General features: G+C 55.2%; 13 protein-coding genes. 8 read left to right on the top strand and 5 right to left on the bottom strand.

What is annotated here, in order from left to right; genetic code table 11:
- The first annotated feature begins 13 nt into the window (after positions 1 to 13).
- Positions 14 to 880, top strand: a complete 867-nt coding sequence (gene hslO, locus ACPXSQ_RS20610) for an Hsp33 family molecular chaperone HslO (RefSeq protein WP_013027518.1) — start codon at positions 14 to 16, stop codon at positions 878 to 880.
- A gap of 280 nt (positions 881 to 1160) precedes the next feature.
- Positions 1161 to 2780 (top strand): phosphoenolpyruvate carboxykinase (ATP), encoded by a 1620-nt coding sequence (gene pckA, locus ACPXSQ_RS20605; RefSeq protein ID WP_426144274.1) that lies wholly within the window; start codon positions 1161 to 1163, stop codon positions 2778 to 2780.
- 38 nt (positions 2781 to 2818) lie between these two features.
- On the opposite strand, the gene envZ is transcribed toward pckA, so the two are convergent.
- Both envZ and ompR read right to left on the bottom strand, forming a co-directional pair.
- Entirely contained in the window at positions 2819 to 4183 is a 1365-nt protein-coding gene (gene envZ / locus ACPXSQ_RS20600; RefSeq protein WP_013027520.1) for a two-component system sensor histidine kinase EnvZ, read from the bottom strand.
- Positions 4180 to 4899 (bottom strand): two-component system response regulator OmpR, encoded by a 720-nt coding sequence (ompR, locus tag ACPXSQ_RS20595; protein ID WP_001157751.1) that lies wholly within the window; start codon positions 4897 to 4899, stop codon positions 4180 to 4182. The genes envZ and ompR overlap by 4 nt, the downstream gene beginning before the upstream one ends.
- Positions 4900 to 5434: 535 nt before the next feature.
- Between ompR and yjbE the strand changes: the two genes are divergently transcribed.
- From yjbE to ACPXSQ_RS20575, 4 genes are all read left to right on the top strand, one after another.
- Entirely contained in the window at positions 5435 to 5683 is a 249-nt protein-coding gene (gene yjbE, locus ACPXSQ_RS20590; protein WP_014604850.1) for an exopolysaccharide production protein YjbE, read from the top strand.
- 164 nt (positions 5684 to 5847) lie between these two features.
- Complete coding sequence (gene greB, locus ACPXSQ_RS20585) at positions 5848 to 6324, top strand: transcription elongation factor GreB (RefSeq protein WP_014604849.1); 477 nt, start codon at positions 5848 to 5850, stop codon at positions 6322 to 6324.
- Between the two features lie 99 nt (positions 6325 to 6423).
- The gene (locus tag ACPXSQ_RS20580) at positions 6424 to 8748 is read left to right on the top strand and encodes a Tex family protein (protein WP_014604848.1); all 2325 of its coding nucleotides are present in this window, start codon (positions 6424 to 6426) and stop codon (positions 8746 to 8748) included.
- Between the two features lie 282 nt (positions 8749 to 9030).
- On the top strand, positions 9031 to 10716 hold the full coding sequence (locus tag ACPXSQ_RS20575; RefSeq protein WP_426144266.1) for an alpha-amylase family glycosyl hydrolase: 1686 nt from the start codon (positions 9031 to 9033) through the stop codon (positions 10714 to 10716).
- Here ACPXSQ_RS20575 and ACPXSQ_RS20570 read toward each other — a convergent pair whose 3' ends face one another.
- Together ACPXSQ_RS20570 and bioH are read right to left on the bottom strand one after the other, a co-directional pair.
- On the bottom strand, positions 10717 to 10986 hold the full coding sequence (locus ACPXSQ_RS20570; protein WP_024471381.1) for a YdgH/BhsA/McbA-like domain containing protein: 270 nt from the start codon (positions 10984 to 10986) through the stop codon (positions 10717 to 10719).
- A 169-nt stretch (positions 10987 to 11155) separates the two neighbouring features.
- Positions 11156 to 11932: a pimeloyl-ACP methyl ester esterase BioH gene (gene bioH / locus ACPXSQ_RS20565; protein WP_014594791.1), complete on the bottom strand. Its 777-nt coding sequence runs from the start codon at positions 11930 to 11932 to the stop codon at positions 11156 to 11158.
- A gap of 34 nt (positions 11933 to 11966) precedes the next feature.
- Between bioH and gntX the strand changes: the two genes are divergently transcribed.
- Both gntX and nfuA read left to right on the top strand, forming a co-directional pair.
- On the top strand, positions 11967 to 12647 hold the full coding sequence (gntX, locus tag ACPXSQ_RS20560; RefSeq protein ID WP_014604845.1) for a DNA utilization protein GntX: 681 nt from the start codon (positions 11967 to 11969) through the stop codon (positions 12645 to 12647).
- A gap of 58 nt (positions 12648 to 12705) precedes the next feature.
- Positions 12706 to 13281, top strand: a complete 576-nt coding sequence (gene nfuA, locus ACPXSQ_RS20555) for a Fe-S biogenesis protein NfuA (RefSeq protein WP_013027528.1) — start codon at positions 12706 to 12708, stop codon at positions 13279 to 13281.
- Between the two features lie 37 nt (positions 13282 to 13318).
- On the opposite strand, the gene malQ is transcribed toward nfuA, so the two are convergent.
- Positions 13319 to 15391: a 4-alpha-glucanotransferase gene (gene malQ, locus ACPXSQ_RS20550; RefSeq protein WP_014604844.1), complete on the bottom strand. Its 2073-nt coding sequence runs from the start codon at positions 15389 to 15391 to the stop codon at positions 13319 to 13321.
- Positions 15392 to 15400 lie beyond the last annotated feature (9 nt).

Raw genomic sequence — 15400 nt, 5'->3', positions numbered from 1 at the left:
AGAGAGAAAAACTATGTCTGTACAAGATCAACTGCGCCGCTATTTGTTTGAAAATGCTGCCGTCCGCGGCGAACTGGTTAATGTTTCAAACACCTGGCACGCTATCCTTAAAAATCACGACTACCCGCCAGCCGTACAAACGCTGCTGGGGGAGTTACTGGTGGCAACCAGCTTGCTGACCGCCACGCTTAAATTTGACGGTGAAATTACCGTGCAGCTTCAAGGCGATGGCCCCCTGACCTTAGCCGTGATCAATGGTAATAATCAGCAGGAGTTACGTGGCATAGCCCGCATGAAAGGTGACATTCCTGACGACAGCACGCTCAAAAGCATGGTGGGTAACGGCTATCTGGTTATCACCATCACGCCTGAAAAGGGCGAACGTTATCAGGGCGTGGTAGGACTGGAAGGTGACACGCTGAGCGACTGTCTGGAAGACTACTTTATGCGCTCCGAGCAATTGCCGACCCGACTGTTTATCCGCACCAGCGACGCAGGCGCAGCCGGGATTCTGCTGCAGGTCCTACCGGCTCAGGACACGAGTAAAGATGACTTTGAGCATCTGGCGACGCTGACAGAAACCATTAAAACCGAAGAGCTGATTGATTTGCCTGCAACCGATGTCCTGTGGCGGCTTTATCACCAGGAAGAGGTGACCGTTTACGATCCGCAGCCGGTTGTTTATAAATGCACATGTTCACGCGAACGCTGTAGCGAGGTGCTGAAAACCCTGCCGCAGGAAGAAGTTGACGAGATCATTGCAGAAGATGGCAAAATCGATATGAACTGCGACTATTGCGGATCGCATTACGTATTCGATGCGGTAGACATTGCCGGGATCCGCAGCAACTCCGTTGAGAACAGCAATCGACTTCACTGATCGGACCAGGGCGGTTATGCCGCCCTGCCTGCCTCACTGCTATGCCATTAATTTACTTAGCAAATTATCTTTTTTTACTTTCATAACATCTTAAAAACGTTCGAAACATATCCTTAACGCGCCCTAAGTCTCATTTTTAACGAACAAGCCTTTCTCGCCTGGCACAGTAGCGTAAACTGCGCGCGATCGCGTCTCCGCCCCTCACTCTGTGGCATTTTAAGGACGCGATCCCAAACTCTCTTTGCCCTACAGAACAGACACCGATTTAAGGAGCAGTAAAATGCGCGTTAACGGCCTGACCTCGAAAGCCCTTGCCGATCTGGGCATCACCGATACCACTGAGGTGGTTCATAACCCTGATTACGCTACGCTATTTCAGGAAGAGATGCGTCCGGAGCTCGAAGGTTTTGAGCGTGGCACCCTGACGCAGAGCGGCGCAATCGCCGTTGATACCGGGATTTTTACCGGGCGCTCGCCCAAGGATAAGTACATTGTGCGTGATGACACCACGCGCGATACGCTGTGGTGGAACGATCAAGGAACCGGAAAGAACGATAATCAGCCCCTGTCCCAGGAAACCTGGCAGGCGCTGAAAAAATGCGTGACCCGGCAGCTCTCAGGGAAGCGTCTGTTCGTTATTGATGCCTTCTGCGGGGCTAACCCGGATTCACGCCTGAGCGTGCGTTTTGTTACCGAGGTTGCCTGGCAGACGCATTTCGTCAAAAACATGTTCATTCAACCGAGCGCGGCTGAGCTGGATAACTTCACGCCCGATTTTGTAGTGATGAATGGGGCTAAATGCACCAACCCTGACTGGCAGGCACAAGGGCTGCATTCCGAGAACTTTGTTGCCTTTAACCTGACCGAACGTATGCAGCTGATTGGCGGCACATGGTACGGCGGAGAAATGAAGAAGGGGCTGTTCGCGGTGATGAACTATCTGCTGCCGCTGAAGGGCATTGCCTCTATGCACTGCTCCGCCAACGTGGGTAAAGCAGGCGATGTCGCGGTATTCTTTGGACTGTCCGGCACGGGTAAAACCACGCTTTCTACCGATCCGGACCGCCAGTTAATCGGTGACGACGAACACGGCTGGGACGATGACGGCGTGTTCAACTTTGAAGGCGGCTGTTACGCGAAAACGATTAACCTTTCTGAACAGGCTGAGCCGGAAATCTATCGCGCCATTCGTCGTAACGCCTTACTGGAAAACGTCGTGGTACGTGAAGACGGCAGCATCGATTTTGCTGACGGCAGCAAAACCGAAAACACCCGTGTGTCCTATCCGATTAACCATATCGACAATATTGTTCAGCCGGTTTCCAAAGCAGGCCATGCGAAGAAAGTCATTTTCCTGACCGCCGACGCCTTTGGCGTGCTGCCGCCCGTCTCCAGACTGACGCCAGAGCAGACTCAGTATCATTTCCTGTCGGGCTTTACAGCGAAGCTGGCAGGCACGGAGCGCGGAGTAACGGCGCCAACGCCAACCTTCTCAGCCTGTTTTGGCGCAGCCTTCCTGACGCTGCATCCTACACAGTATGCAGAAGTGTTGGTGAAACGCATGGAAGCGGCGGGCGCGCAGGCTTATCTGGTTAATACGGGCTGGAACGGCAGTGGCAAGCGTATCTCACTGAAAAATACCCGTGCCATCATCAACGCCATTCTGGCCGGTGAACTGGACGATGCGCCAACGGAAACGCTGCCGGTATTTAACCTGCAGGTGCCAAAAACGTTGGGCGATCTGGATGCCGAAACGCTCGACCCACGTCGTACCTGGGAAAGCGAAGAGAAGTGGCACGCGGCGGCAGATGATTTAGCCCAGCGCTTTATCACTAACTTTGAAAAATATACCGATAATGCGGCCGGTGCCGCGTTGGTAAAAGCAGGTCCTCAGCGTTAATCACAGCGGCGCGGCTTAACAGGCCGCGCCGCTGCTGTTTAACTCAGTGCAAGGTTGCTGTTGTTGGCGCCCGACTCCGGGCTTTCCGCTAAGGGTAACCAGGCACGGATACGTAATCCGCCGCGTTCACTGTCACCGATCTCTAGCGAACCCTGATGCGCATCGATAATGCGCTGGACGATCGCCAGCCCAAGGCCCGTGCCGCTGGTGCTGCGTGCGCTGTCACCGCGCACAAATGGCTGAAAGAGATGCGCCAGCTGATCCGGCTTAATGCCGGGACCGTCATCTTCAACCTGGAACCAGGCCCTATGCAGCTCGCGTCCGCTGCTGACTTTGATCCAGCCGTTGCCGTAACGCGCCGCGTTCACCACCAGGTTAGCCAGGGCGCGCTTAATCGAAAGGGGATTAATCTCCAGCATGAGCTCTTCTGCCATGACGGCGTTTTCAATTTCACGTTCATAACCGCTTTCTGCGGCCACTACTTCGCCCAGCACGCTGTTAAGATCGGCCAGCTCAGTCTGCATCTCCTGCCCGGTGCGCAGGTAATCGATGAACTGCTCGATGATGGCATTGCACTCTTCGATGTCTTTGTTAATCGACTCTGCCAGGTAGCCATCCTGTTCATTCATCATTTCCGTCGCGAGCCGGATGCGCGTCAAAGGGGTGCGTAAATCGTGGCTGACGCCCGCCATCAACAAAGTGCGGTCATCGGCAAGCTGCTTAACGCCCGCCGCCATTTGGTTAAACGCGCGCGTCACCGAACGCACCTCTGACGCACCGTATTCACGTAATGGTGGGGGAATAATGCCCTTGCCCACCTGTAATGCGGCATGTTCTAAATCGACTAACGGGCGGTTCTGGATGCGGATAAAAAGCCATGCGCCACCTATCGCCAGCAACATTATCGCCAGGGTATAGCGGAACAGCGGCGAGAAATCACCCTGATGAATTTCCGTTAACGGCACCCGTACCCAAATGTCGGGCGATAGCCAGGTTTTGAGCCAGACAACAGGGGAGTTTTTGTTGACCTCGACGCGAACGTCTGTCGGGCCGCCAAGCTGCTGGCCCATCTGATCGCTAAGGAATTTGTAGTGCTGCGCCCAGCGCAGTCCGCTCTCCTCTGCCGCCGCATTGGTATAAAGCGAAATACCCAGTTCACGATAAATTTCGCGACGAAAAGCGGGCGGCACTTCCAGCTGCGTACCATCTTCCAGTTGTAAACGGTCGGTCATCAGCATACGCACTTCGTAGGCGAGGACTTTATTAAACTGTTGCAGGCTGGGAAGAATGGCAAAGTTCAGCACCACCAGGTAGGTCGTTACCAGGCTGACGAACAGCAAGGTAACGATCAACAACAGGGTGCGTGCAAATGAACTTCGTGGCGAGAAGCGCAGCCGCCTCATGCTTTACTGCCGTCCGGAACAAATACATAGCCCAGGCCCCAAACGGTCTGGATGTAGCGTGGATGGGCCGGATCTTCTTCCACCATGCGTCGCAGGCGGGAAATCTGTACGTCGATAGAACGTTCCATGGCGCTGTACTCCCGACCACGGGCCAGATTCATCAGCTTATCGCGCGACAGCGGCTCACGTGGATGGCTTACCAACGCCTTGAGAACGGCAAATTCACCGCTGGTCAACGGCATAGGTTCGTCTTCACGGAACATCTCACGCGTGCCCAGGTTAAGCTTGAACTTGCCAAAAGCGATGACCGCTTCTTCCTGAGACGGCGCACCGGGCAGTTCATTGGCCTGACGGCGCAATACCGCACGAATACGCGCCAGCAGCTCACGTGGGTTGAACGGCTTTGGAATATAGTCGTCAGCACCGATTTCCAGCCCAACGATGCGATCCACTTCTTCGCCCTTGGCGGTCACCATAATGATAGGCATCGGGTTGCTCTGACTGCGCAGGCGGCGGCAAATGGAAAGACCATCTTCGCCAGGCAGCATCAGATCAAGCACCATTAAATGGAAGGATTCGCGGGTTAACAGACGGTCCATCTGCTCGGCGTTGGCGACACTGCGCACCTGAAAGCCCTGCTCGGTAAGATAGCGCTCTAATAGTGCACGTAAACGCATATCGTCATCGACGACCAGAATCTTGTAGTTTTCTTGCATTTTTAACTCCCAAAGGCGCTATTGCCTGAGCCGATATTGTTAAAAAAAGATGCGGCACAGTGACAGTGTTTAATGGTTTATATTCTAGTCAAAATTGTTACAAAGCATATTAAACAGCAGCTTATATTTAAATTTTGGTCTGACGGCCGGGCAAGCTGCGTAATGACCACGGCGTTGAACAGAATACGGCAAATCTGAAATATTGGGTAAAATTCCGCTATTCACTGGTTTAGACGCGGCACACCGTGGCACAGCACTTGCAAATTCAAGCGCTTGCCGGAAAATTTGACTTAAATTACGTTCGTATCTGACGACGAATCCCGGATAGTCCGGTTTTTTAGACTGATAACAGCATAATATTCGGAAAAAAAACAGGTTAATACGCGACCTCTCTCGGATTAGTTTGAGAAGCCTCCCGAACAAGGCCATCTGCAGGTAAAGAGAGATAAATCAAACAGTAAAGCCCGCTTTGCGGCCCAATGGATTTCACCCACACTATAGCGACACCAACTTGCCGCTTTACGGGGAAACCATAATGAAAAAAACGATTTTACTGCTGAGCGCACTGGCTTTGGCCAGCGTCGGTCAGACTTATGCCGCTACCGCAACCGGTGAAGCCGCGGGCGCACAGGCAACGACCACCGCTCAGGGTAACTCCAATGCGATTGGTATTGGCGCAGTCGCCGCTCTGCTGGGCGTTGGACTGGCAACGGCTGGCGGCGGCGGCGGTGACGGCACCAACAGCAGCACCTCGACGACCACCTCGACCAAAGCCGGTAAGTAATTCCTGCCGCCACGGAACCGCACCGGTCTGGATATGACAGCCCCCCTCCTCTGTCATTGCCGTATAAGGGTTTTTTAACAGGTAAAAAACCCTTTTCCCACCTCTTTTTCGCCACGCACGATTTGCTTTACACTGATCCTCTTTCGATTTGACCGGCTTGTACCATGAGAACCCGACTGATTACCCGAGAAGGTTTCAACACCTTAAAAGCTGAACTCGATCACCTGTGGCGTGAAGAGCGACCTGAAGTCACCAAAAAAGTGACCTGGGCCGCCAGCCTCGGCGACCGCAGCGAAAATGCGGATTATCAATACAATAAGAAACGCCTGCGTGAAATTGACCGCCGCGTGCGCTATTTGAGCAAGAGCATTGAGCAACTGCGCATTGTGGATTATTCACCCCAGCAGGATGGCAAAGTATTTTTTGGCGCCTGGGTTGAAGTCGAAAACGATGACGGCGATGTGAAGCGCTTCCGTATCGTGGGTTACGATGAGATTTTTGGCCGCAAGGATTACATCTCAATTGACTCGCCCATGGCGCGGGCGCTGTTAAAAAAGGCCGTCGGCGACGCGGCGGTAGTAGAAACGCCAGCGGGCCCGGCATGCTGGTATGTCAATGAAATTAGCTATGTTGAAGGCTGATTCAGAATATCGCTGAAAGCAGGCCGCTTCTCTGGCAATTTCAGCCATCAATCCGTATAACTATCGGCTATTTCTCAACCCAGAAAGCATAATAGTCCGATGATGAATGTTCTTAGCCAGCTAATTGCAAGTGAGCTACAGGCGCGCCCTGAGCAAGTTGATGCGGCCGTCCGCCTGTTGGATGAAGGGAATACCGTGCCGTTTATCGCACGTTATCGTAAAGAGGTGACGGGCGGCCTGGATGATACACAACTCCGCCAGCTCGAAACCCGCCTCAGCTACCTGCGTGAATTATCCGAGCGTCGGCAGGCCATCCTGAAATCTATAGAGGAACAGGGAAAACTCACCGACGATCTGGCGAATGCCATCAATACCACCCTCAGCAAAACCGAACTTGAAGACCTCTACCTGCCCTATAAGCCTAAGCGCCGTACGCGTGGCCAAATCGCGATTGAAGCCGGGCTGGAACCCCTGGCCGATACCTTATGGCAGGATCCTTCACAGGACCCTGAGCAGTTGGCAACAGGCTATGTGAATGTGGATAACGGTGTCGCTGACGTTCGTGCGGCGCTGGATGGCGCGCGTTATATCCTGATGGAGCGCTTTGCTGAAGATGCCGCCCTGCTGGCTAAAGTCCGCCACTATTTGTGGAAAAATGCCCATCTGGTCTCAAACGTGGTGGAAGGCAAAGAGGAAGAAGGCGCGAAATTCCGCGACTACTTCGATCACCATGAGCCGCTGCACAGCGTTCCTTCGCATCGCGCGCTGGCCATGCTGCGCGGTCGTAATGAAGGTATTTTACAGCTGTCGCTGAATGCCGATCCGCAGTTTGATGAGCCACCGCGCGAAAGCCACGGTGAAACCCTGATTGCGGAACACCTGAATCTGCGACTGAATAACGCACCGGCTGACAGCTGGCGCAAGGCCGTGGTCAGTTGGACCTGGCGCATCAAAGTCATGCTGCATCTGGAAACCGAGCTGATGGGTACCGTTCGCGAGCGTGCGGAAGACGAGGCCATTAACGTCTTTGCCCGTAACCTGCACGACCTGTTAATGGCGGCACCTGCGGGCATGAGGGCCACGATGGGCCTGGATCCCGGCCTGCGTACCGGTGTGAAAGTTGCCGTGGTTGACGCGACCGGCAAGCTGGTCGCCACCGATACAGTTTATCCGCATACCGGGCAAACGGCCAAGGCGGCGGCAGCGGTCGCGGCGCTGTGCGTGAAACATCAGGTGGAACTGGTCGCCATCGGTAATGGCACTGCCTCACGTGAAACCGAGCGCTTCTTTCTGGATCTGCAAAAACAGTTTCCCCAGGTCACCGCCCAGAAAGTGATCGTCAGCGAAGCGGGCGCCTCAGTCTACTCCGCGTCTGAATTAGCTGCGCTGGAATTTCCGGATCTGGATGTCTCACTGCGTGGCGCAGTGTCGATCGCCCGTCGCCTGCAGGATCCGCTGGCCGAACTGGTGAAAATCGATCCGAAATCGATCGGTGTAGGCCAGTATCAGCATGACGTCAGCCAGAGCCAGCTCGCGAAAAAACTGGATGCGGTGGTGGAAGACTGTGTGAACGCCGTCGGTGTCGATCTTAACACGGCTTCGGTACCGCTGCTGACGCGCGTGGCCGGGTTAACCCGCATGATGGCACAAAATATTGTTGGCTGGCGCGATGAAAACGGCCGTTTCCAGAACCGTCAGCAGCTTCTCAAGGTCAGCCGTCTTGGGCCTAAAGCGTTTGAGCAGTGCGCTGGCTTCCTGCGCATCAACCACGGCGATAATCCACTGGATGCCTCGACGGTGCACCCGGAAGCTTATCCGGTGGTGGAACGCATTCTGGCCGCGACCGAGCAGGCGCTGAGTGAGCTGATGGGCAATCCCACCAGCCTGCGTAACCTGAAAGCGTTGGACTTCACAGACGACCGCTTTGGTTTACCGACTGTGACCGACATCATGAAAGAGCTGGAAAAGCCGGGCCGCGATCCCCGTCCTGAGTTTAAAACGGCACAGTTTGCCGAAGGCGTGGAAACCCTGAATGACCTGATGCCAGGCATGGTACTTGAAGGCGCCGTGACCAACGTCACCAACTTTGGTGCGTTCGTCGATATTGGCGTGCATCAGGATGGCCTGGTTCATATTTCTTCGCTGTCGGACAAGTTTGTGGAAGATCCTCATCAGGTCGTAAAAGCGGGCGACATCGTTAAAGTTAAAGTGATGGAAGTGGATCTACAACGTAAGCGCATTGCCTTAACCATGCGCCTTGACGAGCAGCCGGGAGAAGGCAACGCGCGCGGCGCTAAGAGCGGTGCGCCACGCGAAGAAAAACGTCCGGCCGCGAACAAAGGCCGCGCACGTCCTGCCAGCCAGCCCGCAGGCAACAGCGCCATGGGCGACGCGCTGGCGGCGGCATTCGGTAAAAAACGCTAGTTACGCACCACGCAGTCACCTCTTATCCCCGTCATGGAGAAGGAGGTGACTGTCATCCTTCTCTCGCTGGTCGCTCGTTTTATCTGAACAGAAAAAACGTTCCAGGCCGCCTCTGTTTACCTTCTGACGCGGGCGCAGTTGCCGATGTGGGGCTTCACGCCTGCTGCTTTGCACTGGCTTTTCAGGCCGACCTGGCACGTTTGAGTTGAAAATCCCCGCCCTGACGCTACGCTAAAAAGACGCCCGTCATAATAACGACACCTGCTGTGGCACCCTTTGATAATGGAAAAGATCACTGCTTTAATCGATAAGATTTATGCCGATGCCTTTCCTCAGGCTATGCGCGAACGCCTGCTCGCCACGATCGTTGAAGCCCGTGACACCACTAAGCTGCCGAGAAAGGCCCACTGGGATGAGCAGGACGTGGTGCTGATTACGTATGCCGATCAGTTCCGCGAGCCGGGCAAACCCACACTCAACACCTTTTCACGTTTCTACCAGCAGCATTTGCACGCCACGTTTCCGCTGGTGCACCTCCTGCCGTTTTATCCCTATTCGTCTGACGACGGCTTTTCGGTCATTAACTACCATCAGGTCGATCCGCTGTGTGGCGACTGGCAGGACATTGCCTTACTGCATCAGGAAACGCGCCTGATGTTCGACTTTGTCTGTAACCATATGTCAGCGCATAGTGCGTGGTTTAAAAATTATCTTGCTCAGGATGAAGGCTGGGATGATTTTTTTATCAGCCTGCCGCCCACCACCGACCTCAGCGCGGTCACGCGGCCAAGAACGTCACCGTTGCTCACCCCCTTTACGCTGGAAAACGGTGAAATCCGCTTTGTCTGGACCACGTTCAGTGCCGATCAGATTGACCTTAACTTTGCCCGTCCCAGGGTGCTAGTGCGCATGGTAGAGGTGCTACTCGACTATCTGAAACGTGGCGCGGACTATGTGCGACTGGATGCGGTGGGATACATGTGGAAAACGCCAGGCACGAACTGTATTCACCTCGAAAAAACGCATCTGCTGGTCAAACTGTTTCGCGCCATTGCCGACGTGGTCGCACCCGGCACCGTCATCATCACCGAAACGAATGTGCCGCACAAAGACAACATCAGCTACTTTGGTAACGGGCAAGACGAAGCCCAGATGGTGTATCAGTTTTCCTTGCCGCCGCTGGTGCTACACGCCATCCACACCGGATCGGCTCGCGCTCTGCGTCAATGGGCCAGCACCCTGCAGGTGGGCAATGGCAATACAACCTTTTTTAACTTCCTGGCCTCGCACGATGGTATAGGTCTTAATCCGGCACGCGGGATTTTATCGGAGGTGGAGATCACGGCGCTGGTGCGCGATCTGGCACTGGAGGGGGCGCTGATCTCTTATAAAAACAATCCTGACGGCAGCACCAGCCCATACGAAATCAACGTGACCTATTTCGACGCGCTTAACCGTGAAGGCGATGACGACGAAACGCGCCTCAAACGCTTTATGCTGGCGCATGCTATTTTACTGGCCTTTCCGGGTGTTCCAGCCGTCTATATTCAAAGCATCCTGGGATCGCGTAATGACTATGACGGCGTACGGGAGGCAGGCCATAACCGGGCCATTAACCGGCAAAAATATTCGCTCTCCGTTATCGAAGACGCACTGGTGAACAGCGACGGCTTACGCCATCAGGTTTATACCCGGCTGAGCAAACTGATTCAGCAGCGTCGACGCCAGACGGCCTTTCATCCCGACAACCCGTTGACGTTGTTTCAGAGCGATAATGCCCTGCTCATCATGAAGCGTTATTCGCATAACGGCGGTGATGAATTACTGTGTGTGTTTAATCTCAGTGGCAGGCAGATTGAAGCCCCGTTACCGGAGGCGCATCTTTTTCAGGATGTGGTAAGCGGTGAGAAAATTGATGGCACCCAGCCAGTAACGCTGGATGCCTGGCAATTCATGTGGCTACGATAATTACTTGTACACTTCCGCTGTCGCACTGAACTTACCGTGCTCACGACCCGCGATCACCAGGAAGTATTTGCCACCCTTCTCATCAGCGGCCTTTGACAGCTTCTTCTTAGCATCCATCGGCGACGTGGTTTCGGCCGTGGTATTTACGGTGCCGATTTTGGTCAGATGCATCTTCTGCACTTCTTCTTTGGTGACTTCTTTCGCCGCCAGAGCAGAGAATGACACTGCGCCCATCATCATTGATGCAACAACCCATTTCATAACCTTCATTTGTCTACCCTCATTCATGATCCATTGTTGAGATGTAAGCAGCCGCAAATCGCTTAAGGCTATATCGAACGGCATAGTCATCTCCCTGACTAATCGCATAGAAGTGCAGCGGCCTTGCTCACTCATGAAGTATTGCCGCTGCGCAGAAATTTGCCAGTGAGGGCCAGGGTTATCTGTCTAATTTGCTGATAAATGAAACAATGTGCTGGCAGAACGCATCCGGGTGCGAAATAAAGGGGGCATGTGCCGCTTTGTCCGTTACGACAGACGGCGACGTGGGCAGCAGCGGATCGAGTTGCTGCACAATCCGGCGCGGCACCAGACCATCCAGCGCGCCATACATCCGCAAAAAGGGCAGCGTAATGGCCGTAAGCCTGTCACGCAAGTCATCGTCGCTCAGAATCGTCAGGCCGCCATTGAGCACGTCCACGTCTGGCATCGGCTGCGACAATACCACCTCCTTGAGCTTACGTGCATCCGCCCGAGCGGTTTCCGTTCCCATGGTCTGCAGCGCCAGAAAACGCTCGACGGTGCGCTGAAAATCGTGACTGAGCTGCTGCTGGAAGTTATGCAGGGTTAAGGGGGCAATACCCGGCCAGTCATCGCGGGCCGTAAAACAGGGCGAAGAAGCCACCGTAATCAGGGCGCGTAACCGCTCTGGCTCGCTCAACGCCAGCTGTGTGGCGACCAACCCGCCAAGCGACCACCCCAGCACAATGGCGCGAGGCGGCAGAAAGGGCACCAGTGCCTGCGCCATCTGTTCCAGCGACAGGGCAGCAAACCCGCGGCTGCGACCATAGCCAGGCAGATCCACCAGATGCAGGCGAAACTGTGCGCTGAGTCGCGGCACAATGTTTTGCCACACTTCCGCATTCAGCCCCCAGCCGTGCAGCAGCACAAGATCGTCATCTCCTTCGCCACAGGTATGCCAGTAAAGTGAGCTCATCCGTTACTATTCCATGATTGATAAGGAGGTCACTATGCTACCAATGCCCGCCCTGTGTTGGCTATGTCAGTTACCCTTGCGGATTGCCCTGCATGGACTCTGCAGCATTTGCCTGCGCCAGCTACCACGGCTGCCATCACTGTGTCCATGCTGCGGCCTGCCTGCCGCATCCGATGCTCTGCCCTGCGGTCGTTGCCTGCTTAGACCGCCGCCCTGGCAGGCGCTAATCTGCGTCAGCCACTATCAGCCCCCGCTCAGCACATGGGTGAATCAATTAAAATTTTCGGGTATTACCGCACTCAGGGTGATGCTGGCCCGGCTGCTTTTGCTAAGCTGGCTCAATGCGTATCGCAGAGGACAGACCGTTCGTCCCGACTTACTGATGTGTGTTCCGCTGCATGCCCGACGCTGCTGGCGGCGCGGTTACAACCAGACGGCCCTGTTGGCAACGCCGCTGGCACGCTGGCTGGAGTGTGAATTCAGCCTGGCGTTATCCCGTCAGCGCGCCGGCGCTGTTCAGCATCAGTTGAGTGCCCGTCAGCGGCGCCGCAATCTACGCGGTGCGTTTTGCCTTGAAACGGATGTTAACGGACGCCATATCGCCTTAATCGATGATGTGGTGACGACCGGCAGCACGGTCAGAGAAATCAGCCGCCTGTTACAGGGGCGAGGCGCAGCCAGCGTGCAAGTGTGGTGCCTGTGCCGTACCTTGTAGAGCCTGAATGATGGGCGTATTATAACCAACTAAATTAGTCAACTATTGAGCAACTGACATGATCCGAATTACTGATTCTGCCCAAGAGCATTTTTCAAAACTGCTATCCAAACAAGAAGATGGCACCCAGATTCGCGTATTCGTGATTAACCCGGGTACGCCAACTGCCGAATGCGGTGTGTCCTACTGCCCACCGGATGCGGTAGAAGCGACAGATACTGAACTGAAATTTGAAAAGCTGTCAGCCTATGTGGATGAGCTGAGCGCGCCCTATTTGGAAGACGCTGAAATCGACTTCGTAACGGATAATCTGGGTTCGCAGCTGACGCTCAAGGCGCCTAATGCCAAAATGCGTAAAGTTTCCGATGATGCGCCGATGGTTGAGCGTGTTGAGTACCTGTTACAGGCTCAGATTAACCCGCAGCTGGCAGGCCACGGCGGTCGCGTTTCGCTGATGGAAATCACCGACGACGGTTTTGCTATTCTGCAATTCGGCGGCGGCTGTAACGGCTGTTCGATGATCGACGTCACCCTTAAAGACGGCATTGAGAAAGAACTGCTGGCGGCGTTCCCGCAGCTGAAAGGCGTGCGCGATATCACCGAACATCAGCGTGGCGAGCACTCTTTCTACTGATGTTTACGCGCGACAGCCCGGCTGTCGCGCGCATCCGTTATCCTGCCTTGCGTCGTTTAGTCACGGTTTCCAGCAGTTTATTCACGTTATCGTCGGCAAAAATGCGTTCCAGCGGCTGCGCGAGCTTGCGCCGCCAGTTGGGATATTGATCGACCGTACCCGGCACATTCACCGGCGTCGTCATCCCCAGCCAGTCTTCCGGCTGTAGCCCCAGCAGCGCACTGTTCGTGTCCGCCAGAAAACGGTGAACGGACTGATTCAGTTCGGCCGTCATCGCCAGAGCATCCGCCCGCTTTGCGCTGCGCGACGGTACGGCTCCCGCTTTATGCAGAGCATCCAGTAAGGCCTGTTTTTGCTTCATCCGCTGCTGCTGCAGGTTCTGTACCGTTTGCCCGTCTGGATAAAGCCCGATTTTCTCGCCAAGCTCTAAATCACCTGCACTCCAGAAGCCGGTCAACGTGGGAAGATCGTGCGTACTGGCGCTGGCAATGGACTGGCGTGGATAGGCCTGGGGGGCACGGTAAGTCCCCTGTTTTTCCTGCTCAAACCACAAGACTTTCCAGGAAAACACGCCGCTGTCGCGCAGCAGGCTGACGATCTCTTTAGGTACCGTACCGAGATCCTCACCAATCACCATACAGCGCAAACGCTGGCTTTCCAGCGCCAGAATGCCAAGCAGATCGTGCACAGGGTAAGCGACGTAGGCGCCTTTATCCGCCGTTTCACCTGCCGGAACCCACCAGAGGCGCAGCAGAGCCATGACGTGGTCAATACGCAGCGCCCCGCAGTCACGCATATTGGCGCGCAGGATATCAATAAATGGTTGATAGCCCCTGGCCTGCAATACGTGAGGATCCATTGGCGGCAGCCCCCAGTTTTGCCCCAACGGCCCCAGCCTGTCAGGCGGCGCGCCAATTGATGCCTTAAGGCGGTACAGCTCCGGATCGTGCCAGGTTTCGGCACTGCCTTCGGCCACACCGACCGCTAAATCACGATACAGCCCCACGCTCATGCCCAGCGCCTGGCTCCGTGCCCAACACTGAGAGAACTGCTGCTGTGCCAGCCACTGTAACCACTGCCAGAAGGCAATCTCATCCGCGTGCTGCGCGCACCAATCCTGAACGTCAGAAGACTGACTGTTACGCCAGCGCTCAGGCCAGGCCGGCCAGCCCGCGTGCGTGGCACCTTTCCCCTGCATTTCAGCCTGCAGACCCTCATAGGCCGCCTGATAGCGCAGGCTGTCGCCCCCCTGCTGGATGAAATCCGCAAACTGCTGCTTCTGTGCGTCTTGCGCATCGCGCGACTGGAACCGGGCCCAGCCGTGACGTAATGCCGTAATTTTCAGTGCCATAACCGCGTCATAATCCACCCATTCGCTTTCACGGGCTTGCTTTAACGCCTTTTGGGTTTTGGCACTTTTCCACCACTTCTGACCCGCGCTGCTTTGTTGGAAATCGGCAACCTGTGCCACATCGATGTAAATAATATTCAGCCAGCGGCGCGATGAAGGGCTGTAGGGGCTGGCAAAAGCGGGGCTGGACGGATAGAGCGCATGCAACGGGTTCAGGCCAACAAAGTCGCCGCCGCGTGCGGCAAGCTGCTCCAGCAACATTTCCAGATCGCCAAAATCACCGATGCCCCAGTTTTTCTCTGAACGCACGGTATAAAGCTGCACCAGCGCCCCCCAGCGTTTCTCTCCGGCGCGCAAGGCCGGTGGCAGATAACAACGGCGCGGTGTCACGATCACACGCGTCTGCCACTCACGCTTGCCCTTGCTCAAGGTCAGCTGGTGATAACCCTGCCCCAGAGGCGAAGGCAGTTTAAAGGGTGCACCGCCTTCGAGGGTTCCGCTAAGGGTTTTGCCTTTCTCTGTCTGCAACTGCCAGCGGAAGCTGCCGTCCATCTGAGGCGTCAGCTCGCGTTTACGGTTACCGCTAAAAACCACAACGGGGGGCAGCGGAGATTTACCGGCTTTCTGTGGGTTTTCCATTATGCCCAGTAAGGCGCGTTTGGTATCATCGCTGATGGCTTCAGGTTCACCGTTCGCATCGAAATACGTGAGCGCTATTCCCGCCGCCTGGGCGGCTTTATCAAGTGAAGTGGATTTCATCGCAATTCC

Origin of the sequence: Pantoea sp. EEL5 (assembly GCF_049892805.1) — a bacterium.
GTDB lineage: Bacteria > Pseudomonadota > Gammaproteobacteria > Enterobacterales > Enterobacteriaceae > Pantoea > Pantoea ananatis.
The sequence above is the reverse complement of the archived record's forward strand: the minus strand, read 5'-3'. Positions and strand labels throughout refer to the sequence as shown.